At 69.1% G+C, this 23,611-nt stretch carries 21 protein-coding genes; 13 read left to right on the forward strand and 8 right to left on the reverse strand.

Annotation, left to right across the window (positions count from 1 at the left end):
• Positions 1-271: 271 nt before the first annotated feature.
• The gene (gene pspF / locus VED21_RS23995) at positions 272-1,276 is read right to left on the reverse strand and encodes a phage shock protein operon transcriptional activator (protein ID WP_324886780.1); all 1,005 of its coding nucleotides are present in this window, start codon (positions 1,274-1,276) and stop codon (positions 272-274) included.
• 174 nt (positions 1,277-1,450) lie between these two features.
• Between pspF and VED21_RS24000 the strand changes: the two genes are divergently transcribed.
• The 4 genes from VED21_RS24000 (at position 1,451) to pspC (ending at position 3,116) form a co-directional block, all read left to right on the forward strand.
• Positions 1,451-1,606, forward strand: coding sequence for a hypothetical protein (locus tag VED21_RS24000; protein ID WP_324886782.1), 156 nt, complete (start codon positions 1,451-1,453; stop codon positions 1,604-1,606).
• Positions 1,607-1,629: 23 nt separating this feature from the next.
• Complete coding sequence (gene pspA, locus VED21_RS24005) at positions 1,630-2,301, forward strand: phage shock protein PspA (RefSeq protein WP_324886783.1); 672 nt, start codon at positions 1,630-1,632, stop codon at positions 2,299-2,301.
• Between the two features lie 161 nt (positions 2,302-2,462).
• Complete coding sequence (gene pspB, locus VED21_RS24010; protein ID WP_324886785.1) at positions 2,463-2,690, forward strand: envelope stress response membrane protein PspB; 228 nt, start codon at positions 2,463-2,465, stop codon at positions 2,688-2,690.
• 27 nt (positions 2,691-2,717) lie between these two features.
• A complete protein-coding gene (gene pspC / locus VED21_RS24015) occupies positions 2,718-3,116 on the forward strand; it encodes an envelope stress response membrane protein PspC (protein WP_324886787.1) in 399 nt (132 codons plus the stop codon).
• Positions 3,117-3,134: 18 nt separating this feature from the next.
• On the opposite strand, the gene VED21_RS24020 is transcribed toward pspC, so the two are convergent.
• From VED21_RS24020 to VED21_RS24035, 4 genes are all read right to left on the reverse strand, one after another.
• Positions 3,135-3,263, reverse strand: coding sequence for a hypothetical protein (locus VED21_RS24020; protein ID WP_324886789.1), 129 nt, complete (start codon positions 3,261-3,263; stop codon positions 3,135-3,137).
• A gap of 88 nt (positions 3,264-3,351) precedes the next feature.
• Positions 3,352-3,867, reverse strand: a complete 516-nt coding sequence (locus VED21_RS24025; RefSeq protein WP_324886791.1) for a hypothetical protein — start codon at positions 3,865-3,867, stop codon at positions 3,352-3,354.
• Positions 3,868-3,874: 7 nt separating this feature from the next.
• The gene (locus VED21_RS24030; RefSeq protein WP_324886793.1) at positions 3,875-4,447 is read right to left on the reverse strand and encodes a hypothetical protein; all 573 of its coding nucleotides are present in this window, start codon (positions 4,445-4,447) and stop codon (positions 3,875-3,877) included.
• A gap of 94 nt (positions 4,448-4,541) precedes the next feature.
• The gene (locus VED21_RS24035; RefSeq protein ID WP_324886795.1) at positions 4,542-6,071 is read right to left on the reverse strand and encodes a diguanylate cyclase; all 1,530 of its coding nucleotides are present in this window, start codon (positions 6,069-6,071) and stop codon (positions 4,542-4,544) included.
• 255 nt (positions 6,072-6,326) lie between these two features.
• Between VED21_RS24035 and VED21_RS24040 the strand changes: the two genes are divergently transcribed.
• On the forward strand, positions 6,327-6,779 hold the full coding sequence (locus tag VED21_RS24040; protein WP_324886797.1) for a PRC-barrel domain-containing protein: 453 nt from the start codon (positions 6,327-6,329) through the stop codon (positions 6,777-6,779).
• Positions 6,780-6,830: 51 nt separating this feature from the next.
• Here VED21_RS24040 and VED21_RS24045 read toward each other — a convergent pair whose 3' ends face one another.
• Positions 6,831-9,548, reverse strand: a complete 2,718-nt coding sequence (locus tag VED21_RS24045; RefSeq protein ID WP_324886799.1) for a Calx-beta domain-containing protein — start codon at positions 9,546-9,548, stop codon at positions 6,831-6,833.
• A 545-nt stretch (positions 9,549-10,093) separates the two neighbouring features.
• Here VED21_RS24045 and egtB point away from each other — a divergent pair.
• From egtB to VED21_RS24065, 4 genes are all read left to right on the forward strand, one after another.
• On the forward strand, positions 10,094-11,380 hold the full coding sequence (gene egtB, locus VED21_RS24050; protein WP_324886801.1) for an ergothioneine biosynthesis protein EgtB: 1,287 nt from the start codon (positions 10,094-10,096) through the stop codon (positions 11,378-11,380).
• Positions 11,377-12,333: an L-histidine N(alpha)-methyltransferase gene (egtD, locus tag VED21_RS24055; RefSeq protein ID WP_324886803.1), complete on the forward strand. Its 957-nt coding sequence runs from the start codon at positions 11,377-11,379 to the stop codon at positions 12,331-12,333. Before egtB ends, egtD begins: the two co-directional genes overlap by 4 nt.
• 246 nt (positions 12,334-12,579) lie before the next feature.
• The gene (locus VED21_RS24060) at positions 12,580-16,338 is read left to right on the forward strand and encodes a response regulator (RefSeq protein WP_324886805.1); all 3,759 of its coding nucleotides are present in this window, start codon (positions 12,580-12,582) and stop codon (positions 16,336-16,338) included.
• Between the two features lie 7 nt (positions 16,339-16,345).
• The gene (locus VED21_RS24065) at positions 16,346-17,290 is read left to right on the forward strand and encodes a diguanylate cyclase domain-containing protein (protein WP_324886807.1); all 945 of its coding nucleotides are present in this window, start codon (positions 16,346-16,348) and stop codon (positions 17,288-17,290) included.
• A gap of 102 nt (positions 17,291-17,392) precedes the next feature.
• On the opposite strand, the gene VED21_RS24070 is transcribed toward VED21_RS24065, so the two are convergent.
• Both VED21_RS24070 and VED21_RS24075 read right to left on the reverse strand, forming a co-directional pair.
• Positions 17,393-18,136 (reverse strand): FCD domain-containing protein, encoded by a 744-nt coding sequence (locus VED21_RS24070; protein ID WP_324886809.1) that lies wholly within the window; start codon positions 18,134-18,136, stop codon positions 17,393-17,395.
• Between the two features lie 118 nt (positions 18,137-18,254).
• Positions 18,255-20,045: a sigma 54-interacting transcriptional regulator gene (locus VED21_RS24075; RefSeq protein WP_324886811.1), complete on the reverse strand. Its 1,791-nt coding sequence runs from the start codon at positions 20,043-20,045 to the stop codon at positions 18,255-18,257.
• Positions 20,046-20,418: 373 nt separating this feature from the next.
• Here VED21_RS24075 and VED21_RS24080 point away from each other — a divergent pair, with 373 nt between their 5' ends.
• The 4 genes from VED21_RS24080 (at position 20,419) to VED21_RS24095 (ending at position 23,567) form a co-directional block, all read left to right on the forward strand.
• Positions 20,419-20,661, forward strand: a complete 243-nt coding sequence (locus VED21_RS24080; RefSeq protein ID WP_324886813.1) for a phenol hydroxylase subunit — start codon at positions 20,419-20,421, stop codon at positions 20,659-20,661.
• Positions 20,662-20,732: 71 nt separating this feature from the next.
• On the forward strand, positions 20,733-21,734 hold the full coding sequence (locus tag VED21_RS24085) for an aromatic/alkene monooxygenase hydroxylase subunit beta (protein ID WP_324886815.1): 1,002 nt from the start codon (positions 20,733-20,735) through the stop codon (positions 21,732-21,734).
• Between the two features lie 20 nt (positions 21,735-21,754).
• Entirely contained in the window at positions 21,755-22,027 is a 273-nt protein-coding gene (locus tag VED21_RS24090) for an MmoB/DmpM family protein (RefSeq protein WP_324886816.1), read from the forward strand.
• A 22-nt stretch (positions 22,028-22,049) separates the two neighbouring features.
• Positions 22,050-23,567, forward strand: coding sequence for an aromatic/alkene/methane monooxygenase hydroxylase/oxygenase subunit alpha (locus tag VED21_RS24095; RefSeq protein WP_324886818.1), 1,518 nt, complete (start codon positions 22,050-22,052; stop codon positions 23,565-23,567).
• Positions 23,568-23,611: the final 44 nt, after the last annotated feature.

Below are 23,611 nucleotides of genomic sequence, written 5' to 3' on the forward strand. Positions count from 1 at the left end.
TCAGCGCCGGCCGCTTGAAGCGCAGGCGGGGCTTGCGCTCCTCCTCGTGCGACTGGATCGGCCGCAGACCCGCGAAGAGTTCATCCGGTCGGTTCGACGTCACGATGCCGCCACAGCCTTTTCTTTAACCGATCGGGCCCGTACACGGCCCACGTGCGAGATATACGCGCCGCCCCCGCGCGGCGAAAGGACGCGCACCTCAGAACACGAATTTGTCCTGGCAACGTGGCGAAATGGTGACGGCGACGCTTGTCCCCCCACCTGCCGGTCTTCAGCCGCCGATCAGGCCATGTCGGCGCAGGTGGCCGCGCAGCTGGTGGTAGGTGAGGCCCAGCGCCGTGGCGGTGCGGCGCTGGTTGAACTGGTTGCGCTCCAGCGCCGCCTTCAGCAGCCCGGCCTCGAAGCCGCGCACCGCCTCCAGGAAGTCGCCGCAGGGGGCCGGCGGCTCCACCGGCCGCTCGGCCGGGGCAGGCTCTGGTGCGGCGGCCGGAACGGCCGGGCGGAAGGGCGAGGCGAAGGGATCGAGGACGATGGCGTCCACCGGCGCGTCCGGTTCGGCCGCCGCGACCGAGCGCTCCACCGCGTTGCGCAGCTCGCGCACGTTGCCGGGCCAGGAATGGCCGCGCAGGTCGTCCAGGGCGCGCGCGGTGAATCCGGGGAAGAGGTCCCGGCCCAGCTCGCGCGCCATGCCGATGGCGAAGTGCTCGGCCAGCAGCGGGATGTCGTCCGGCCGGGCGCGCAGGGGCGGCAGAGTCACCACGTCGAAGGCGAGGCGGTCCAGCAGGTCGGCACGGAAGCGTCCGGCCTCGGCCAGCGCTGGCAGGTCGGCGTTGGTGGCGCCGACGACGCGCACGTCCACCGTGGCCGTCCGGCCGCCCACGCGCTCGATCTCGCCGTACTCGACCGCGCGCAGCAGCTTTTCCTGCACGGCCGGGCTGGCGGTGGCGATTTCGTCCAGGAACAGGGTGCCGCCGTCCGCCTGCTCCACGCGGCCGACCTGCCGGCGCACCGCGCCGGTGAAGGCGCCGGCCTCGTGGCCGAACAGCTCGGAATCCAGCAGCGTCTCCGGCAATGCGGCGCAGTTCACCTTGACCAGCGGCCCCGCCCAGCGGCGCGACAGGAAGTGCAGGCGTGCCGCCACCAGCTCCTTGCCGGTGCCGCGCTCGCCGATCACCAGCAGCGGCCGGTCGAGCGGCGCCACCCGCGACACGTGCGCCAGCATGGCCAGGAAGACCGGCGACTGGCCGAGCAGGGCCGGCGGGGCGGGAATGGTCATGGCGGGATCGGCGATGGAATGGCGAAAATCGCGAAGGAGTGGCGGAGAACGCTAAGCGGCGTTGCCGCTCCGGTCAAGCACCTCCCGCCAGCCTCCAGCCTTTCCAATGGGTTGGGGCGCTGCCGCCCATCTGGCACGGGCCTTGCCATAGGAGGGACCGTGAAGGAGGCTCCCATGAGCGACGATTTCTACCGTTCCCACCGCACCGCCCGCGACGCACCGGCCGCGCCGGACACCATCGAGCGTATGCGCACCTACCTGCTGAGCCGGCCGTCCGAGTCCTGGCTGTTCTTCTTCGCCGGCATCGTGGCCGGCGCGCTGCTCGGCTGACCGCCCCTTAAGGACAAGAAACCATGAGCATCTTTTCGCGCCTGACTGACATCGTGCAGTCGAACCTCAACTCCCTCCTCGACCGCGCCGAGGATCCGGAGAAGATGATCCGCCTGATCATCCAGGAGATGGAGGACACGCTGGTCGAGGTGCGCTCCTCGACGGTCAAGATCATCGCCGAGAAGAAGGAGGTCGAGCGCCGCGTCGCCGACCTGGTCCGCGAGCGCGACGAGTGGGACCGCAAGGCCGAGATCGCCCTGCTGCGCGACCGCGAGGACCTCGCCAAGGCGGCCCTGGTCGCCAAGAACAAGGCAGCCGAGCAGGCCGACGCGCTGGGCGCCCAACTGGCCCAGGTCGAGGAGGCGCTGTCGAAGGCCAACGACGACATCGCACGCCTCCAGGCCAAGCTGACCGACGCCAAGACCCGCGAGCAGGCGCTGGTCGCCCGCACCAAGACCGCGGTCAACCGCGTCAAGGTCCGCGAGCGCCTGAACGACGAGCGCATCAGCGACGCGCTGGCCCGCTTCGAGCAGGTCGAGCGCAACCTGGACGACCTGGAGGGCCGCGTCGAGATCCACGACATCGGCCGCCGCAAGTCGCTGAACGAGGAGATCGCCGAACTGGAAGCCGCCCACAAGCTGGACGAGGATCTGGCCGCGCTGCGCGCCCGCGTCGCGGCGCGCAAAGGGCAGTAAAGTCCATATTCCCTCCCCCGCCTTGCTCTCGCCGGATCTTCGATCCGGCTGCCGCGACAGGCGGGTCCTTTGGACCCGCTGAGAGCGGGGGAGGGGTAGGGTGGGGGCAATAGTCTCCGCCGCTTTACCGCTCCCGCGACCAACAAGAAGACTGCCCCGCCATGGACGTGTTCACCTTCGTGCTGTCGATCCTGGTCGTCACCATCGTCCTGCCGCTGTGGATCATCTTCCACTTCATCAGCCGCTGGCGCGCCCAGCGCGGGCTGTCCGCCCAGGACGAACGGCTGCTGGCCGAACTGTGGGACACCTCAAACCGGCTGGAAGGCCGCATCCACGCGCTGGAGCGCATCCTCGACGCCGAGGCGCCCGGCTGGCGCAACAAAACCTGATCCCATAAGACCTGATCGGAGGAGGCCATGAGCCGCTCCCCCTACGACTCGCCCAACCCGCACCGCCTGTACCGCAACCCGCAACGCGGCTACATGGCCGGCGTCTGCGCCGGCATCGGCGACTATTTCGGCGTCGATCCGTTCCTGGTGCGGCTCGCCACGGTGATCGGGGCGATGTTCTTCTTCCCGTTCGTGCTGGTCGGCTACATCATCGCCGCCCTGGCGCTGCCGTCGCGCCCGCCGCAGCTCTACCGGACGCCGGACGAGGAGACGTTCTGGCGCACCGTCGCCACCAAGCCCGACCGCTCGCTGGCCGGGCTGGCGCAACGCTTCCGCGACTTCGAAAAGCGCGTGGCGGGCCTGGAGGCCTACGTGTCCTCCAAGGACTACGAACTCAACAAGGCGTTCCGCGACCTCGAACGTTGAGGGGAACGCTGAGGGGCGTCACGGCCGGCGGCGACGCCGGCCGTCCTTGCTGCGGATGCGCACGGGGATGCGGTCGTCCGTGCCGCGCATCGCCGCCGTTCCGGCGATCACCAGCGCCAGCACCGTGCCGAGAAGAGCCAGTTCCATGGTCGGTTCTCCCATCGTTACCATCGATGGTGAGCCGAAATTATTGACAAGAGGTGGACAAAAAAGCGGACACGGCATCCGCCGGCCCTCATTCCGCCTGCCGCGTCACACCGGTGATGGCGAAGCCCTTGTGGTCGTGGAAGCGCGCGGTCACCTTCTCGCGCGCCTTCTTCTCGTCCAAGGCCCAGACCAGGAAGCGGCGCCCGCGCTTCCAGGACTCCAGCGCGGATTTCTCCAGGTTGGCGTTGACGCGCTGGCCGTAGTCCGGGTTGGCGACGCGCACGATCCAGCCCAGGTCGTTCTGCGTGCGCCGGTCATCCAGCACGTAGAGCCGCCTGTCGACGGCGTTCGACGCGCGCAGCCGCTCCTCCAGGTCCTCGCAGGCGATCTCCTGCGCATTCCTGCGCCGTTTGGCGTCGCGCAGCTCGCGCGACAGCGCCAGGCAGGCGCGGCCGGCGCGGCGGATGCGATCCACTTGGGCTTGGCGGCGGGCCTCGCCCTTGGCGATCGTCTGCTCGGTCTCCTTGATGCGCTTGATCGCCTGCGCCAGCGCGTAGCACAGCGCGGTGAGCCCGATCAGGCCGGCGAACAGATAGGCGATCATGGCACCCTCACGATGCCTTGCGGGCCGGTTCGGCGGCGCTGGCGCCGGCGATCTGCTGCACGCGCATCACCACATAGCCGAAGGCCGGCGGGTAGCGCCGCTCGATCTCCTTGCGCGCCTCGGGCAGGCTGGTGGTCCACACCTCGATGGTCTGCGGCTGCGACCAGGACCGGTCGATGAAGGCGTGCTCGCGCGTCTGGTCGGCGCCGGTTCCGACGTACTTGTTGGCCACCTGGGCGATGAAGCAGGGCACGCCCTTCACCTCCTCGCCCACCTGCCGCACCACGTGGTCGCCGGACAGCAGGGCGTCCTTCAGCTGGCGTTCCATGTGCTGGCGCCGGGCGATGACGGCGCGCACCTCGTCGTCCGCCTTCTTCAGCTCGGCGGTGCGTGCGGTGCGGCGCGCCTCCAGCCCCTGTTCCAGCTTGGCGCGGCGCGCCAGCATGTCGCGCAGGCCGATGGTGCCGTGGCGCCGCTCGATGAGCCGCTCGCCGACCACCACCACCACCTTGGCGATGCCGAAGCCCATGCCCGACAAGGCAAGGGCCAGCAGGAGCGCCTGGACGTAGGACTGCCACATGGAAGGTGACCTGGACGCGGAGGGGAGATCGCAAGAGCAATCATATTACCCGGTCGCCCCCACGTGCGCGAGTCCCCAGCGCAATCGGGGTAGGTCAGGCCACGGCGATGCGGTTGCGGCCGCGCTGCTTGGCCTCGTACAGCGCGCTGTCGGCACGGCGCAACGCCAGTTCGACCGACGGCTCGCCCTCCTGCCACGCGGTCACGCCGATGCTGGCCGTCACCGGGAAGCGTTCGGCGTCGAAGTCCACCGGGCCGCCGTCGATCGCCTGGCGCACCCGTTCGGCCACCACCCTGGCCTGCTCCAGGTCGGTCTCCGGCAGCAGCACCACGAACTCCTCGCCGCCGAAGCGGCCGATGGCATCGGTGGCGCGCAGCGCCTGCCGGGCGCGCGTCACAACCACGCGCAGCGTCTCGTCGCCGGCCGCGTGCCCATAGGTGTCGTTGACCTGCTTGAAGCGGTCGAGGTCGAACAGCAGCACGGCCAGGGGCCGCTGGTAGCGTTGCGCCCGGCGCACTTCGTTGGCTGCCAGCTCCATGAAGTGGCGGCGGTTCCACACCTCCGTCAGCGCGTCGGTGGTGGCCAGCAATTCCAGCTTGGCGTTGGCGTCCTCCAGCGCGCGCGTGCGTTCGGTGACGCGCGCCTCCAGCAGCTCGTTGGCCTCGCGCAGACGCTCGTAAAGGCAGACGTTGGCGAAGCTGATGGCGATCTTCGACGCGAAAACCTCGACGAGCTGGCGGTCCACCTCGTTCAGCGGGCGCTTGGTCTGCACCCAGGCGGCGACCTCCTGGGCGTCCGGACCGCGGATGTAGAGCGTGGTGTGGTCGGGCGCGAAGACCGTACGTCGGGCATGGAACGCCTCGTCGATGGCGGCGCTCACCGCCGGGTCGATGGCGCGTTCGGTGATCGGCCCTTCGACGACGGTGGAGAAGCGTCCGGCACCCGCCAGCACGTGGACGGCGTTGCAGCAGCTCCGGCCGGCGCCGGGGGCGCCGCGCTGGGCGCACAGGATGCCGTTCGCCGGCACGCCGAGGAACACGGTGAGCTGGGTCAGCACACCCGAGGCGAACTGCCGCATGGAGCGCAGCTCGAACAGCCGGTCGGTGGATTCGATGATCTGCTGCAGGCCGCGCCGGCTGGTTTCCAGCGCGATGATGTCGGAATAGGCGCGCAACGCCGCGACCACGGTGGTGAAGAGCTTCTGCGTGGTCAGCTCGGTCTTCGCCTTGTAGTCGTTGATGTCGTAGTTGAGGATGACGCTCTCTTCCGGCGCCTGCCCCGGCTGGCCGGTGCGCAGGATGATGCGCACGGCGTGGTTGGCCAGCACGTCGCGGATGGTGCGCACCAGCCGCAGGCCGGCGTCGTCCGTCTCCATCACGACGTCGAGCAGGACGATGGCGATGTCCGGCGTGTCGCGCAGCGTGTCGGCGGCCTGCGCCGCCGAATAGGCGCTCAGCATCTCCAGCCGCCGGCCCTTGAAGCGCACCTTGGCCAGCGCCAGCCGGGTGACCGCGTGCACCTCCGGGTCGTCGTCGACGATCAGCACGCGCCATGGCACGCCCGCGTCCGGCTCGGCCCGGCGCGGCGGCAGGTAGTCGTCGGCGAACAGAACGTCGTTGGCCATCGGCAAGGAAACCTTATCCGCGGCTCGGTGCCCGGCTTCGGAGGCGCTGTGCCTGCACGGGCCGGTTGCCGATAACCGCATGCGTAAGGCCTAATCCATTCCTCCCGTCGCACGCAATGGATTCCTAAGGTTGCGCAGGAGTTTTGCGGGCGCGAACCGCCTGGAAAAGCGGCGGAACGGACGGCCGCGCGGGCGGTTGGCAGGGGGGTGGCGGCCGGCTGCCGGCCGTCTCCACCCTTTGCACGGAGGTGCTCCATGAAACGGAACCTTCTCCTGGCCGCGGCGGCAACCGCCCTGATGGCGGCGTCCGGCACGGCGTCCGCCACCGGCCCGTCGCCGGCGGGCACCCAGGCCATGCAGCAGCAACAGTCCCAGCGCTCCAGCGGCCAGACGCACAGCATGGCCGCCATGGAACAGATGCTGGGCAAGACGGTGGTCGGGTCGGATGGCGCCGCCATCGGCCAGATCACCGACATCATGCTGAACCCCGACACGCGCGAACCCAACGTCGCCATCATCGACGCCCGCGGCGGCAAGCAGGTCGCCGTGGACTTCACGCTGCTCGACCCGCAGGGCGAGCGCGTCGTCGCCAACACGCTGACCCAGCAGCAACTCGCCCAGATGCCGGAATTCCGGTCGAGCGACAACAACATGGTCTCGCTCAACCAGAACCGTGGCCAGAGCGGGCAGAAGGGCCAGAAGCAGTAGCGGCGGTGGACGCCGGCCCGCGCTCCGCACGCGGGCCGGCGTCCGTCCGGATCACGCGCCGCCGAGGATGGCGTACCCGGAGTCCGCCTGCCGCCACGGCGCCAGCATGTTCGCCGCCGCGACGGAGACGCCGGCCGTGCCGCTTGCCAGGTCCAGCGTTCCCCCGGCCGTGGTGAACACGAACCCCGTGTCGTCTGCCGCCGGATTGGACAGTCCGAAGGCCGCCATCGCCGTGCCGAACGCCGGGAAGTTCGTGCTTGGCACCGTGCGGTGGTTGTCGGGGCCGTCGTCGTTCAGGATGGTGCCCGTCGCCGAGGCGTTGCCGATCGTGGCGCCGCTGGCGTTCGACAGGGTGAGGGTGAAGCCCTCGTCCGGCTCCTTCTTGTTGTCGCCGGCGACGGCGACGGTGATCGTCTTCGACGCCTCGCCGGCGGCGAACGTCACCGTGCCGTTTGGTAGCGCGTTGTCGGTGAAGTCGGTCGCGTCGGCGGGCGATCCGCCGGAGCCGGCCACCGACCAACTCGCCGACGAGGTCCCGTCGAGCACGCCGGAGCGCGTGACCGTGAAGGTGAAGGGCGCCGTCGATCTCTTGTCCGTTTCCAGCTTGTCGGTGCTGGATGCCGCGACCGACAGGCTGGTGTCGTCGTTGCGGATGGTGCCGGTGGCGCTGCCCACCACGATCGTGCCGGTGGCGTTGGAGAGCTGAACCGTGAAGCCCTCATCGGCCTCCACCGTGGCATCTCCGGCGACGGCGACGGTGATCGTCTTGCTGGTCTCGCCCGGGCCGAAGGTGACGGTGCCGTTTGGCCGCCCGCCGCCCGCGAAGTCCGCTCCGTCCGCCGCCGAATCCGACGTTACTGCCCAATCCACCGACGAGGTGCCGATCGACAGCGCGTTGCGCGAGATGGTGAAGGTGAACGGGGTGGAATCGGCGTCGCCCTCCGCCGCGTCGGCGCTCAGCGCGGTGACGGCGAAGCTGGCGTCGTCGTTGATGATGAGGCCGCTGGCGCTCGGCTGGTCGATGACGCCGCCGTCGCTGGCGTTCGAGATGCCGACGCTGAAGCGCTCGCTGCCTTCGACCGTGGTGTCCCCGGCGACGAAGACGGTGATGCTGCGCTGCGTCTCGCCGTCGGCGAAGGTGACGGTGCCGCTCGGCAAAAAGCCGCCGCTGAAGTCCGAGGCGTCGGCCGCGTCGGGGGCGAACTCGCTGGTGACCGCCCAGTCGACGCTCGACACCCCGGTCGACGTGCCGCGCGAGACGGAGAAGGTGAACGGGGTCGAGCCGTCGTCACCCTCGCCGAGGTCCACGTTGCCGGGCGAGATGGAATATCTGGTGGCCACGTCGTCGTTGATGATGAAACCGCCCGCAAGCCCCCATCCGACGGGCATGCCGCCCACCGCGTTCGTCAGTTTGACGAAGAATTCTTCACTGTCTTCCAGGACGGTGTCGCCGGCGACGTCGATGACGATCGTCTTCTGCGTTTCACCCGGGGCGAAGGACAGGGAACCGGTGGGCAGGACGCCGCCGGCGAAGTCCGTCAAGTCCGTGAGCACCGGCTCGACCTCCCAGTCGACGGAGCCGGAGCCGCTCAGCACGCCGGATCGCGTCACCAGGAACGTGAACGGCGTTGTTCCCTCGTTGCCTTCCTGGACGGCCCCATCGAGCGTGTAAATGGCGTAGGACGTGTCGTCGTTGCGGATGACGCCATTCGCGGACCTGACCGTTCCCAGCGTGCCGCCGGTGGGGTTGGAGAGCGTGACGGAAAAGCCTTCGTCGCCTTCCGCGTACGTGTCGCCGGCCACCTGGAGCGTGACGGTCTTGCTCGTCTCGCCGATGGCGAAGGACAGTGTCCCGCTCGGCATCACATCATTGGCGAAGTCCGATAAGGTCGCGCGGATGGGGCCCAAGCCGGCTGCGGCCCATTTCACCGACGCGACGGCGGTGGCATTGGTGCGCGTCACCGTGAACGTGAACGGTGTCTGGCCCCCGCTCCCCTCGGCCTTGTCGAGATCCGTGGCCGTGATCGAGAAGACCGAGTTGGAACTGGCGACGTCGTCGTTGAGGATCGTCGCCGTGGCACTCGTCGGCGAGGCGCTGCCTTCCGTCAGATTGGCGAGCCTCACCTCGAAGGCTTCGTTGCCTTCGGTCAGGGTATCGCCGGCCACGAAGACGGTGATTGTCTGCGCCGTTTCACCGGGCTGGAACGTGACGGTGCCGGTCGGCTGCACACCGCCCGCAAAATCGCTGGCAGCGGCTTTGCCAGCCGTGCCGTCGATCGTGGCATACCAGATGGCCCACGCCTCGGTATCGGCCGGTCCGTCACGGGTGACGGTGAAGGTGAAGGGCGTCGTGCCCGTGTTGCCTTCCGTCTTCGCGGCGTCGACGACCGAAACGGTCATGACGCCTTCATCGTTCAGGATGACGGCGGTTGCCTCCGCGGTGTCGATGTCGCCCTCGCTCGGGTTGGACAGGATGACGGAGAAGCTTTCGTCGGGCTCCACCCAGTCATCCCCGATGACTTCGATGGTGATGGTCTGACTGGTTTCACCCGGCATGAACGTGACGGTGCCGCTGGGCACCCAGGAGTCGATGAAGTCGTTGTAGTCGGCCGCCCCGGATCCCCACTCTTCACTTACGGCCCAGTCGACCGTGGACTCTGTATCGACGTCACCGCTGCGGGTCACGATGAATGTAAAAGCTGTCGGTACAAAGCCGGAGTCTTCGGTTTGCCGCACCGTTGCCGGTCCGATCGAGTATGTTAATGTCATATATTTTCCCCGTTCACGGCATGCGGCCAGTAGAATGAGACAGCATAGCCATGCATGACTGCTGCTTTATTACGGCGCGTTTCTATCACGTCGGGTGGGGGTGGGCTGTGACGATCGTCACACCCCCCCCAGGTCGTCTTGCGCGAGGAGAGAACGGTGAGAACGAGCAGGTGCAAGGCACTCCACCGGTCGCCCGTCACCGTCGGGCATCGCCGGCATATGGCCGCGTCGGACAACGCCAACGTGTGCTCGCTATGGCGGTTTGGTTGACGATGTGCTTCCTATGATTAAGCACAAATGATGAGTGGACTATCCCGTTTCGCTGGATGATCCGCGTCGCAAACAATGATATTCACAAAGAAAAAAGCACACAGGGAGGAGGCGTCCGAGGGCCTATCTCGGAAGAGGCGGCCGGCTGGGACCGGCCGCTTCTCGTTTGGGCACCGTCGTCGGGATAGCCGATCCATTTTCATGGAACCGGGGGCGGGGCACCGGCCTTTCACCCTTGCAGCCGTCAGGAGCAACTGGGAGGGAGAAGGCCGCCGATGCGAGACAGCGCCGCAGACACCGACGCGGCCGCCTGTGGCGGTCTCGCCGCCCGTTACCGGCGCGTGCGAGACCTGACCGAGGAACTCGCCGCCCCCTTGTCGGCGGAGGACCAGACGGCGCAGTCCATGCCCGACTGCAGCCCGGCCAAGTGGCACCGGGCGCACACCACGTGGTTCTTCGAGACGTTCCTGCTCGCTCCCTTCCTGCCCGGCTACCGGCCCTTCGACCCGGACTACGCCTACCTTTTCAACTCCTATTACGAGGCGGTCGGGGCGCGTCACCCACGGCCCCAACGGGGCATGATCACCCGTCCGGGCGTTGCCGAGGTGGCGGCCTACCGCGCCCACGTGGACGCGGCCATGGACCGCCTGCTGGCGCAGGGCGATGAGCGTACCCGCCCGCTGGTCGAACTGGGTCTCGCGCATGAGGAGCAGCACCAGGAACTGCTCCTCATGGACCTGCTGCACCTGTTCTCCCTCAACCCGCTGAACCCGGTCTACCGGCCGGCGGCACCGGAGACGGGGAGCACGGCCCCCGCCGCCGGGCGCTGGCTGGACTTCGATGGCGGCATCCGGGAAATCGGCCACGACGGGTCCGGCTTCGCCTTCGACAACGAGGGGCCGCGCCATCCGGTGCTGCTTCAGCCCTTCCGCCTGTTCTCCCGCCCGGTCCGCAACGCCGACTGGCTGGCCTTCATGGTGGACGGCGGCTACCGCACGCCGACGCTGTGGCTCTCCGACGGCTGGGCGGCGGCGCAGGGGCAGGGGTGGGAGGCACCCGGCTATTGGCGCCGGCGCGACGGCGGCTGGCATGTCATGACGCTGTCCGGCGAACTGCCCGTGGACCCGGCCGCGCCCGTCTGCCACGTCAGCTTCTACGAGGCCGACGCCTTCGCCCGCTGGTCCGGCGGGCGCCTGCCCACGGAAGCCGAGTGGGAGGTGGCCGCCGCCGGCCTGCCCCCGGCGGGCGACATGGCCGGCAACACGCTGGGCAGTGGCGCGCTGCGCCCCCGGCCCGGCCCGCCCGTGCCGGACGGTGTCCCGGCGCAGATGTTCGGCGACGTCTGGGAATGGACCGCCAGCCCCTATGGCCGCTACCCCGGCTACCGCCCGGCCGCGGGGGCCGTGGGCGAATACAACGGCAAGTTCATGGCCAACCAGATGGTGCTGCGCGGCGGATGCTGCGTCACGCCCGACGGCCACGTGCGGGCCAGCTACCGCAATTTCTTCTATCCCCACCAGCGCTGGATGTTCGCCGGCGTGCGGCTTGCGGAGGATGCATGATGGACGGTGCCGTTCCCCATCCCGTGTTGGCTGACGGCTTTCTGGCGGACGTGGTCGAGGGACTGTCGCGGCCGCGCAAGACCCTGCCCAGCAAGTACTTCTACGACGCACGGGGGTCGGCGCTGTTCGACGCCATCTGCGACCTGGAGGAGTACTACCCGACGCGGACGGAGACGGCGCTGCTCGCCCGCCGTGCCGCCGGCATCGCCGCCTTCGCCGGGCCGGACGCGGCCCTCGTCGAACTGGGCAGCGGGTCGAGCGTGAAGGTGCGCCTGCTGCTCGACGCGCTCGACCGGCCGGCCCTCTATGTGCCGGTCGACATCTCGCGCGAGCATCTGCTGGCCGCGGCGGCGCGGCTGGCGGGCGACTATCCGGCGCTCACCGTCGTGCCGGTCGCCGCCGACTACGTGCAGGGCTTCGCCCTGCCGTGCTCGCTGGTGCCGGAACGCACGCTGGCGTTCTTCCCCGGCTCCACCATCGGCAACTTCACGCCCGACGAGGCGGCGGCGTTCCTCGCCCGCCTCGGCCGCCGGCTGGGGCGGGGCAGCCGCCTGATCATCGGCGTCGACCTTAAGAAGCGCCGCGACATTCTGGAGGCCGCCTACGACGACGCGCAGGGCGTCACCGCCGCCTTCAACCTCAACCTGCTGGCCCGCATCAACCGCGAACTGGGGGGCACCTTCGAACTCGACGGCTTTCGCCACCGCGCCTTCTACGACGAGGCGCTCGGCCGCATCGAGATGCACCTGGAAAGCGTGCGGCCCCAGACCGCCACGGCCGGCGGCCACCGCTTCCAATTCGAGCGAGGCGAAACCATTCACACCGAGATATCCTGCAAGTACACCGTGTCCGAGTTCCAGAATCTGGCGGCCGGTGCCGGCTGGCGGGCGCTCGAAGCGTGGACCGACGATGCGCAATTGTTCAGCATCCACGCGCTCATCTTCGCCGGGTGATGCACCGGGGACACGCTGCACTCGGTCGCATCGCATGCGATGCTTAGGCACCTTCGCGAATTTGTATTAAACTGATAACATGCGTGCGCATGGTCCGGCGGTCTGATGCCGCGGCCGGTCTCCGCGTCGCAGCCGCCTGCGGCGATGGCGGCCTTTTCCCGAATTTGTTCCTGCCGGCGTGGCGCGTGCGCGGTCAGGATGGGACACGGCCCGCCACCGGCGGGTCGCCCCGCTGGTCGCCCGGACATGCCCACACGAATCACGTCAGCCGTTCTCGACCTGCTCCGCTTCCGCAGCCTGCACGCCCGCATGATGGCGATCGTCGGCTGCGCGCTGGGGCTGTCGCTGCTGGGTGCCATCTACCATCTGGACCATGACGTCTCGGTCCAGCTGGGTTCGGCGCGCGAGTTGGCGGAGCAGCTGACCCGTGACGGCGTGCGCCGCCAGGAGGACCTGATCAACGATGCGCGCAGCCTGATCACGCTCCTGTCGCTGGTTCCGGAGATCCGCGACGCCGACCCGTCCAGGACCGACGGCTGCGTCGACATCCTGAAGCGCATGCCGCAGCTGCACCCCTGGTCCACCGGGGTTTGGGTCACCGATCCGGCGGGCGCCATCATCTGCGACACCTCGGGGCCGGGGAAGGGCATCACGCTGGGAGACCGCGAGTATTTCCAGCGGGCACTGGCGACGCGCGACTTCGTGCTGAGCGGCTACGTGCTGGGCCGGCGCTCGGGCACGCGCGTTGTCCTCGCCGTGCAGCCGATCATCGAGAACGGCGAGATCCGGCGCATGATCGGCGTCAGCATCGACCTCAACTGGTACGCCGACCTCATCGACATCGCCAGGCAGGACGGGTCGCGCCTCGTCGTGCTGGACGGCCAGGGAACGATCCTCGCCCGCCAGCCCGACCCGGAGAACTGGGTCGGCAAGAGCTTCGGCACCCTCCCGCACGTGCAGCGCATGTTGTCCGAGCCGTCCGGCGTCATGGAGGTCACCAGCGCCGACGGGATCAAGCGCGTCTGGAGCTTCCAGCGTCTGGCCGGGACGCAGACGGTCTTCGCCGTCGGCATCACGCTCGACGCGATCTGGGCGGAGGCGCGCGATTCGCTCCTCAAGGGGCTTGGGATCCTGTTCGCGACCGGGCTGGCGTGCCTGTTCGCCACCTGGATGCTGCTGCGCCTGTCGGTGCTGCAATGGACGCGGCGCCTGTGCGACGCGGCCGAGCGGCTGGGCTCCGGCGCCGGTGCGGCGACCATCGACACGCGCGGCGCGCCGACCGAGATCGTCGTCGTCTCCAACGCCTTCAACGCCATGGCCGCGCGCCTCGAGGCCCGCGAGGCCGACCTGCGCACCGCCCGCCATGGCGCCGAGTTGGCCGAGCAGGCGGCGCGCAGCGCGTCCGAACGTCTGGCCTCGGTGCTGGAGAGCACGTCGGACTGCATCATCGCCCTCGATCGCGGCTGGCGCTTCATCTACATGAACCAGCGCGCCCGCGACCAGATCGCGGAGGGGCGCGACCTGACCGGGCAGGTGATGTGGGAAACCTTTCCCGAAGCCATCGGCTCGCCGTTCGAAGCGCCCTATCGCCAAGCCATGGAGGAGCGCGCCCCGGCGCAGATCAGCGCCTTCTCCGCACCGCACGGCATCTGGTTCGAGGGGGCCGTCTACCCCTCGCCCGAGGGGGTGGTCGCCTATTTCGCCGACGTCACCCGCCGCAAGGAGGACGAGCGCAAGCTCCAGGACGCCATGGCCGCGGCCGAGCAGGCCAGCCGCGCCAAGAGCGAGTTCCTGGCCAACATGAGCCACGAGATCCGCACGCCGATGAACGCGATCCTCGGGCTCGTCCACCTGATCCAGCAGACCGACCTGTCCGGGCGCCAGCGCGACTACGCGCGCAAGATCCACTCCTCGGCGCGCTCGCTGCTCGGCATCCTCAACGACATCCTCGATTTCTCCAAGGTGGAGGCCGGCAAGCTGGAGCTGGAACAGGTGGAGTTCCGCCTGGACGAACTGCTCGACAACCTCGCCACCATCGTCTCGACCTCGGCCGAAGAGAAGGACGTGGAGGTGCTGTTCGTCACCCGGCCCGACGTGCCGGTGACGCTGGTCGGCGACCCGCTGCGCCTGCAGCAGATCCTCATCAACCTGACCGGCAACGCCATCAAGTTCACCCGCCAGGGCGAGGTGGTGGTCTCCGTCGAAGCGGTGGAGGTGGACGAGGAGCGGGCCGTCCTCTCCTTCTCCATCCACGACACCGGCATCGGCATCTCGGCCGAGCAGAAGGCCAAGCTGTTCGAGGCGTTCAGCCAGGGCGACAGCTCGACCACCCGGCGCTACGGCGGCACCGGCCTGGGGCTGGCGATCTGCTCCCGCCTCGTTTCCCTGATGGGCGGCGGGATGAGCGTGGAGAGCGAGCCCGGCAAGGGCAGCGACTTCCGCTTCACCGCCGTCTTCGGGCGTGGCACGACGCCGCTGGAACGGCCGCTGCCGGCCCGCGCCCTGCCGCGCGACCTGCGCATCCTCGTGGTCGACGATCATGAGACGGCGCGCGCCGTGCTGCTGTCCCTGGTCGGCTCCTTCGGCTGGAGCGCCGGCGCCTGCGCGTCGGGCGAGGAGGCCCTGGACGAGCTGCGGCGCGCCGAGGCCGCCGGCCAGCCCTACGACGTGGTGCTGATGGACTGGAAGATGTCGGGCATCGACGGCGTCGAGGCCGGACGGCGCATCCGCACCAGCCACGGCGGCAAGGGGCCGATCGTCATCGTCGTCACCGCCTTCGGGCGGGAGAAGGTGTCGCAGTTGGTGACCGAGAGCGGGCTCGACGGCATGCTGGTGAAGCCGGTGACCGGATCGACGCTGCTGGAGACCGTGGCGGCGGCCTACACCCACGCGCCTGGCGCCGCGGCACCCTGCGCGCCCGGTTCGTACGCGCAGGCGGCCCCGCGGCCGCTGCCGCTGGCCGAGCGGCGCCTTCTGGTGGTCGAGGACAACGCCATCGGCCGCGAGGTGGCGCGCGAGATGCTGCGCCGCGCCGGCGCCTCGGTGGTCGCGGTGGGCAGCGGGCGTGAGGCGCTGGCCATGGTCCAGCGCGTGGCCGAGCGCTTCGACGCCGTCCTGATGGACGTGCAGATGCCGGAGATGGACGGGTTCGAGGTGACGCGGGCCCTGCGTGCCCTGCCGCAGGGGGGCGAAATGCCGATCATCGCGCTCACCGCCAGCGCCCTGCCGGCCGACCGCGCGCGCTGCCTGGAGGCGGGCATGAACGATCACCTCGCCAAGCCGCTCGACCCGGACGAGCTGATCGCCGCCGTGTTGCGCTGGACCGGCGGGCAGTCCCTGCCGTCGGCGTTGCCGGCGCTCGCACCGGTCCCGGCCTCCCCGGCGGCCGAGCGCCGCCTGCCGGCCGAGCTGCCCGGCTTCGACCTCGCCGACGCCATGCGCCGCCTTGACGGGGACGAGGCGCTGTTCCGCCGCGTCGTCGCCAGCTTCGCGCGCGACTACGCCGGGGCGGCCGACGCCGCCGTCGCCGCCTTCGCCGACGGCGACCTCGTGCGCGCCGGCCACATCGCGCACGACCTCAAGAGCCTGGCCGGGAACATCGGCGCCCGCCGGCTGTCGGCCGAGGCCGACGCCGTTCAGGTCGCCGCCAAGCGCCGTGAAGCGGACGCCCTGGCCGTCCACCTGCCGGCCCTGCGCGCCGCCCTGGCCGACGTGCTGCAGGGCGCGCGGCATCTGGAGGAGAGCGCGGCCGAACCGGCGGCGCCGCAACCCGTGATGTCCGACGGGCTGAAGGCGGAACTGGGGCGGCTCTCGCAACTGCTCGCCGACAACAACTTCGCCGCGGCCGAAGCATGGCCGGCGCTTGCCGATGGGCTCGCCACGGCGGCGGATCCGGCGCAGGTGCGCGCCCTGGCCGCGGCGATCGACTCGCTGGAATTCGCCAAGGCGCAGGGTATCCTGCAGCGGATCATCGATGAATTCCAGGCACCCCTGGTGGTCGGCTGAGGTCCGTATGCTCGAAACGCGCCCGAAAATTCTGGTCGTCGACGATGTTCCCAGCAACATCCATGTGCTCAGTCGCGTTCTGGCCGACGACTACGTGATCTACTTCGCCACGGACGGCGCCAAGGCGCTGGAACTGGTGCAGGCGCGCCAGCCCGACCTCGTGCTGCTCGACATCATGATGCCGGGCATGGACGGGTACGAGGTGTGCCGGCGCATCAAGGACAATCCGGCCACCTGCGACATCCCGGTCATCTTCATCTCCGCCCGCGGCGAGGTGGAGGACGAGACGCGCGGCCTGGAGGTCGGCGCCATCGACTTCATCACCAAGCCGATCAGCGCCCCCATCGTCCGGGCCCGCGTGCGCAACCACCTGCTGCTCAAGCAGCAGGCCGACATCCTGCGCCAGCTCTCCTTCATGGACGGGCTGACCGGCATCGCCAACCGCCGCCGCTTCGACGAGACGCTGGAGCGCGAGTGGCGCCGGTGCGGCCGCTCGAAGCTGCCGCTGTCGGTGATCATGCTGGACGTCGACCATTTCAAGCGGTTCAACGACCACTACGGCCACCACGCCGGTGACGAGTGCCTGCGCACCATCGCACGCATCCTCGCCGAGGAGGTGAAGCGCCCCGGCGACTTCGTTGCCCGCTACGGCGGCGAGGAGTTCATCTGCCTCCTGCCGGAGACGGACGGCGAGGGCGCCGCGCGCGTGGCCGAGCGGCTGCGCACCGCCGTGCTGCTGCAGGCCGTGCCGCACGCCGCCTCGCCGACGGCGCCGCAGGTCACCATCAGCCTCGGCTATGCCTGCACGGTGCCGCCGCCCGACCGCGCGGCGCAGAGTCTGGTGTCGCTGGCCGACGCCATGCTGTACGAGGCGAAGAACCACGGCCGCAACCAAGCCCGCGGAACCGACGAGTCGGCCATGGCGGACGGGGTGCTCGCGTCGCCGGAGTGAGGCGTTCCGGCGTTTGGTTTTCGGCTTCGGCCTCAACCCAACCTACAACGAAACCGTAGGTTGGGTTGAGCGCAGCGAAAACCCAACGTCAGCAGTTTATCCTTACTTCGGCTTCAGCGCCTTCAGGTTGCCGGCCAGCTGCGTTACGGCGGCCAGCGTGCGGTCGATGTGCTCCTCCGTCAGGCGGGTCGCCGTTTCCACGTCGCGCGCCAGCACCGCCTCCATGATTCCCTGGTGTTCGGCGTGCACGTCGCGCGGCATGGCGCGCGCGGTCAGCGCCAAGCGCCGGTAGCGTTCGGACTGGTGATAGAGGATGCTGCGGAAGTGCCGCAGCCACTTGGACGGGCAGGCGGCGATCAGCGCCTCGTGGAAGGCGCGGTTGCGCTCCTCCCATTCCTCGGCCACCGGCTCCGGCCCGTCGCCCAGCCGTTCCTCGACGCGCGTCAGCCGGTGATAGGCGGCGACCACGCCGGCCTCCCAGTTGTCGTCGCCCAGCGCTATCGCCTCCTTCAGCGCGCGCGTCTCCAGGAGCTTGCGCATCTCGGTGACGTCCCGCAGGTCCTCCAGCGAAATGGGTGCCACGCGGAAGCCTTTCTGCCCCTCGCTGGTCACCAGCGCGTCGGCGACCAGCAGCGACAGCGCCTCGCGCAGCGTGCTGGAGCCCACCTGGTATTCGGTCTTCAGCTGCTCGACGCGCAGGCGGCTGCCCGGTTCCAGGTGGCCGCACAGGATCTCGCGCCGCAGCCGCCCGTAGGCGAACTCGACCAGCGTGCGCGCGTTGCGCCGCTCCTCGTCCAACGGGTCCGGGGAGGTCGAGACCGCCCCGCCGATTCCTTGATCGTCCATTCCTTCACCCGGCCGCTATCGGTGCCGGACTCACCATAGTCCAGTTCCGGTGACGTTGCAAAATCTCCGAGGTTTTGCCCGTCGTTTGTCGGATGCGGGAATTCGCCGAAGCAATCCGCTATCCCCGCCCCTTCCGGTACCGATACGCCAGCTGTGGCCGCGTCAGGCCCAGCATGCGGGCGGCCTCGGCCAGATTGCCCCCGGCGCGTTCGACGGCGGCGTCGATCACCATGGTCTCCAGGTCTTCCAGCGGCAGCTCGCGCGACAGGATCTCGTCGATCACGGCGCCGGTGCCGGCCGGCGGCTCGGGCGGCGGCTTGCCGCCGTCGATCAGCGTGCCGTCGCCGCCCAGCCCGAAGAAGGGGGCGTGCACCTCCTCGCCGTTGGCGAACAGGTGGCCCAGGTCGATGGGGGCACCACAGTCCGGCGCCAGGATCACCGCGCGCTCCACCAGGTTCTCCAACTCGCGCACGTTGCCGGGGAAGGCGTAGTCGACCAGCCGGTCCATCGCCCGGTCGGTCACCGCCGTCACCGGCCGGCCGTGCCGTTCGGAGAACTTCAGCAGGAAATGCCGCACCAGCAGCGGGATGTCCTCGCGCCGCTCGCGCAGCGGCGGGATGCGGACGGGGAAGACGTTCAGGCGGAAGAACAGATCCTCGCGGAAGGCGCCGCGCTGCGTCTCGGCGCGCAGGTCCACGTTGGTGGCGGCGACCACGCGCACGTCGACCTTGCGCGTCTCGGTGCCGCCCACGCGTTCCACCTCGCGCTCCTGCAGCACGCGCAGCAGCTTGCCTTGCGCGGCGAGGTTCAGGGTGCCGATCTCGTCCAGGAAGATGGTGCCGCCCTGCGCCCGTTCGAACCGGCCGGGACGCGAGGCCACCGCGCCGGTAAAGGCGCCGCGCTCCACGCCGAACAGCTCCGCCTCGATCAGGTTCTCCGGGATGGCGGCGCAGTTCACCGCCACGAACGGGCCGTCGGCGCGGCTGCTGAGGCCGTGCAGGGTGCGGGCGAACATCTCCTTGCCCACACCCGTCTCGCCCAGGAACAGCACCGTGGCGTTGGTCCGCGCCACCTTCAGCAGCAGCTGGTAGGCCGCCAGGAACCCGGACGAGATGCCCACCAGCCCCGGCGGCGGCCGTTCGCCCTCGCCCAGCGCGCCCAGCGCCGTGACCGGCACCGGGGTGTCCTTCATCAGCGCCGCGAACTCGCCCGACTGCAGGTACAGCAGGTCTTGCCCCGGATCGTCCCATTCCGGCACCGGTTTGCCGACGATGCGGCAGCGGCGGCTTCCCGCCGCCCGGCACTCCACCTCGCGGTAGAGGATCGGGCGGTGCATGAAGGCCGTGGTGTAGCCGGTGGCGTAGCCCAGCTGCATCCAGCACACCGGTTCCGCGCTCAGGCCGAAGGCCGCCATATGGGCGTCCACCTCGCAGGAGCTGTGCCAGATGAACTCGCCGTAGAAATGGCCGGTCTCCGGGTCGGCCTCGACGCGCACCGGCTCGACGTGCACCGCCCCTTCCAGGGCGTGCAGCTGCGGCCCGACGAAAAAGGCGAGGCGGTCGTCGTTCGGGCGCACGCGCCGCGCCAGCTCCGCGTCCTTGACGCCGGATTCGTAGCCCATGCGCGTCAGCAGCGCCCGCGCCGCCGGGGTGCCCAGAGCGCTGACCAACTCGCGCCGCAGGTTGGCCAGCGCGGCCACGTGGATCAGCAGCATCCGCTGGTCGTCCAGCCAGATGCGTCCGTCCTTGGGGCAGAAGCGCAGGCGCGCCGACAGGTCGCCGATGTCCGGCACCTGGGCCGCGACTTCGGGCGGGACCAGTGGAACGGAGGTGGGTGGAATGGACTGGGCGCCGCCGGGGCCGGTGATCCGCCAGCCGCGTTCGGAGCCCGACGACGATGCGCGGCTCACTGGGCAATTTCCCCCGATCTGGGCCGCCGATCTCGCGCCGGCGTGCCGCGCCGGCCCCGGCAACGGGGCGTCGGCGCATTCGACCGAATGTTACGCGGCAGCCACCCTGAACGCAACGGCATGCTTTTGCGGCGCAGCTTGACGAATTGATCAACCGCTCCGGCCGACCCCTATGGCGAAGCGACGATTTCGTCAACGCATCCGGTGCGGCATCGGATCTGACATTCGCAAAAATCCCGACATTTCCTGCAAAAAGCGGGATCACGGTCGTTTGGCACGCTGATTGCTTTTATCGGCGCCAACCACCAAAGGCTCGGCGCTCGCCGCCAGCCTGCAAAAAGTGTCGCGGAGAGAAACGTCGGAGAAGCGCCCCATGCTGCCAGCGATGACCGCGTACGTCCGAGTCGTCGGCGTACGAAACGACCGCTTCGTCGAGTTCGAATTCTCGTTGAACGATGAAGATCTCACGGTCGAGCTGATCCTGCCGCTCCAGTCCTTCGACGAGTTCTGCCGGCGCTACGACGCCGTGGTGCTCGACGACGGGGGCGCCTTGCAGGGCCGCGGCGCCGGCCTCTACCGCCGGCCGGAGCAGCACCCGCAGCCCGATCCCCGCTGACCACCCGTTCGCCCGGCGGCGACCTCCCACCCGCCGGAGCCGCACCAGACAAAGGGAGGAAGGAGGAACGCGTGACCATCGACATCAAGACGCTCAAGGTCGAACCGCGCCGCCAGACCTACGCGAACATCGCGCGCCGGTTCGGCACCGATAAGCCGGCCTCGCGCTACGAGGAAGCGACGCTCGACGTCCAGGCGACGGCGAACTTCCACTACAAGCCGCTGTGGGGCGCCGACCACTGGCACTTCGACGAGCGCCGCACCGCCGTGGTGATGAAGGACTGGTACGCCCTGCGCGACCCGCGCCAGTACTACTACGCCACCTACAACATCGCGCGCGCCAACCAGTACCAGGCGACGGAGCGCAACTTCGACTTCGTCGAGAAGCGCGGCCTGCTGGCGGTGATGGAGCCGGCGTGGCGTGACACGGTGTCGTTCTACCTGCTGCCGCTCCGTCACATGGAGTGGGGCGCCAACATGAACGCTGCCGACATGTGCGACAAGGGCTACGGCACCGCGGTGACCGCACCCTGCATGTTCTCGGCCGGCGACCGTCTCGCCATGGCGCAGATCATCGGCCGCATCGGGCTGGCGCTCGACGGCAACTCCGGCGCCTCGCTCGACCGCGCCAAGGAGGCGTGGATGACGGCGCCGGAATGGCAGGAGCTGCGCCGCCTGACCGAGGACACGCTGGTGATCAAGGACTGGTTCGAGCAGTTCGTCGCCCAGCACCTCGCCATCGACGGCATCCACTACCCGCTGGTCTACGGCCGCTTCGACGCCGAGGGGCAGCGCGTCGGCGGCGCCGGCGTGTCCATGCTGACCGAGTTCATGAGCGAGTGGTCCGGCGAGCACGGCAAGTGGGCGGACGCCGTCATCAAGACGGCCGCCGCGGAGTCGGCGGAGAACAAGGCGCTGATCTCCGGCTGGTTCGCCGCCTGGAGCCGCCGGGCCGCCGACGCCTTCCGCCCGCTGGCCGTGCGCGTGTTGGGCGAACAGGCGGGGCCGGCCGCCGTGGAGGAGGCGCTGGGCAACCTCGCCGCCCGCGCCCGCAAACTCGGCCTCGACGCCTGAGCAAGTAAGGATACGCCGACATGCCGCGCATCGTTTCCATCACGCTCCAGAACAACGACACCGCCCGCCCGATCATCGAGGCGATCACCGAGGACAACCCCGGCGCCGTCGTCCACTCCTTCCCCGGCATCGTCAAGATCGACCGCGAGGGCAGCCTGATCGTCAAGCGCGAGTCCGTCGAAAGCCGCATCGGCCGCGACTGGGACCCGCAGGAACTGCACCTCAGCCTCGTCTCCATGGCCGGAAACGTGGACGAGGAGGACGACTACTTCAGCCTCGCCTGGTCGAACTGAGAAAAACAGGGGAAACGCCACCATGAACGCCATCGGCAAGCTGGGCCTGAAGCAGCGCTACGCGCTCCTCACCCGTGGCCTCGACTGGGAGCCGTCGTACCAGCCCAAGGAAAAGATCTTCCCCTACGCCGAGTTCGAGGGGATCAAGATCCGCGACTGGTCGAAGTGGGAGGATCCCTTCCGCCTGACCATGGACGCCTACTGGAAGTTCCAGGCGGAGAAGGAGCGCAAGCTCTATGCCGTGCTCGACAGCTTCGCGCAGAACAACGGCCAATTCGGCCTGACCGACCCGAAGTACGTCAACGCCATCAAGCTGTTCCTCACCGGCGTGTCGCCGCTGGAATACCAGGCGCACCGCGGCTTCGCGCACACCGGCCGCCACCTGCCGGGGGTGGGCACGCGCATCGCCGCGCAGATGCAGTCGCTGGACGAGCTGCGCCACGTGCAGACGCAGATCCACACCTTCAGCCACTACAACAAGTTCTTCGACGGCTTCGCTGAGTGGCAGCACATGCACGACCGCGTGTGGTACCTGTCGGTGCCCAAGTCGTTCTTCGACGACGCGCGTTCGGCCGGGCCGTTCGAATTCATGATCGCGATCGGCTTCGCCTTCGAATACGTGCTGACCAACCTGCTGTTCGTGCCGTTCATGTCGGGTGCGGCCTACAACGGCGATCTCGCCACGGTCACCTTCGGCTTCTCGGCGCAGTCGGACGAGAGCCGGCACATGACGCTGGGCATCGAGGTCATCAAGTTCCTGCTGGAACAGGACCCCGACAACCTGCCGATCGTGCAGAAGTGGGTGGACAAGTGGTTCTGGCGCGGCCACCGCGTGCTGGGTCTGGTCGGCATGATGATGGACTACATGCTGCCCAAGAAGATCATGTCCTGGCGCGAGGCCTGGGACATCTATTTCACCGAGGCCGGCGGATCGCTGTTCGAGGATCTGGCGCGCTACGGCCTGCGCCCGCCGAAGTACGCCGACGTCGCGACGGCCGAGGCGGAGCACGTCTCGCACCAGAACTGGTGCACCTTCTACCAGTACACCCACGCCGCCGCCTTCCACACCTGGCTGCCCAGCAACGAGGAGATGGACTGGCTGTCGGAGAAGTACCCGAACAGCTTCGACAAGCACTACCGTCCCCGCTACGAGATGTGGCGGGAGATGGAGAAGGACGGCAAACGCTTCTACAACAACGCGCTGCCGCAACTCTGCACGACCTGCCAGATCCCGATGGTCTACACCGAGCCGGGCGATCCGGGCACCATCGCCTTCCGGCAGTCAGAGTTCCGGGGCGAGGCGTACCACTTCTGCTCGGACGGCTGTAAGGACATCTTCGACGACGAGCCGGAGAAGTACGCGCAGTCCTGGCTGCCGGTGCACCAGATCTTCCAGGGCAACTGCGGCGGGGCGTCGGTGGAGGATGTGCTGAAGTGGTACCGGATGAACCTGGGCGCCGACAACATGGACCAGGCCGGCTCGCCCGACCAGGCGATGTGGGACCAGTGGATGGAGGCGCGCCGGCGCGTCGCCGGCTAAGCCGCCCGGCGGGGGAGGGGCACCGTCCCCCCGCTTCCTCCCCC

The sequence above is a fragment of the Azospirillum sp. genome, from assembly GCF_035627195.1.
GTDB lineage: Bacteria > Pseudomonadota > Alphaproteobacteria > Azospirillales > Azospirillaceae > Azospirillum.